The sequence below is a fragment of the Blautia intestinalis genome (assembly GCF_014297355.1).
GTDB lineage: Bacteria > Bacillota > Clostridia > Lachnospirales > Lachnospiraceae > Blautia_A > Blautia_A intestinalis.
In genome coordinates, this window is the sequence record NZ_JACOQE010000042.1 from 1 (window position 1) to 558 (window position 558).

Genomic DNA, 558 nt, shown 5'->3' on the forward strand with positions numbered 1-558 from the left:
GTTTTCTGTTGCTCGATCTGTGAGAGCAGTTCTTCTGTATCTGGCAAAAGATTTAGCAGCCTGGATAATTCGCTGTTTAAGCTTTTTAAACTCTGGTTCTGCTCCTGAAAAGACAGGAGCTGCCTGTCCCGTTCCTGCAATTCCTGTACCATCTCTGCCATAAGATTCTGCTGTTCCTCGATCTGGTTTATCATTGTCTCCATCATGGGAATGACTTCCCGGCTTTCTTCTAATGTCACGCAATCGCTCCTTCCATTGTGTTAATGCACTGGATACTTTTCCAAAAGAAATCTGTATTTTATCCAGCAGTGCATTTTGTCTTTTTATGATCTGGTTTTCCTCTACTTTCCATGAAGTAGAGGATGTCTGTCCGTTTTGAAATTTCTCGTCAATTTTTCTGGCATCTGCGCCCTCATGGATCGTCGGTATCTCTAATTTTCCCTGCCTTGCATAAGAACGGTGGTCAATGTGATTTTCCGTTTTCAAATGTGCATTACAGACGTTTGCCCATTCGCTCCGCCATAGCTCACAATTTTTCGGATTGTTCCACCCGGTAGC

1 protein-coding gene is annotated in these 558 nt (G+C 43.4%); it reads right to left on the reverse strand.

Annotated elements, in window-relative coordinates:
- Window positions 1-558, reverse strand: a 558-nt coding sequence (locus H8Z79_RS16700) for a MobA/MobL family protein (protein ID WP_187002977.1), incomplete at both ends; no start/stop codon positions are given.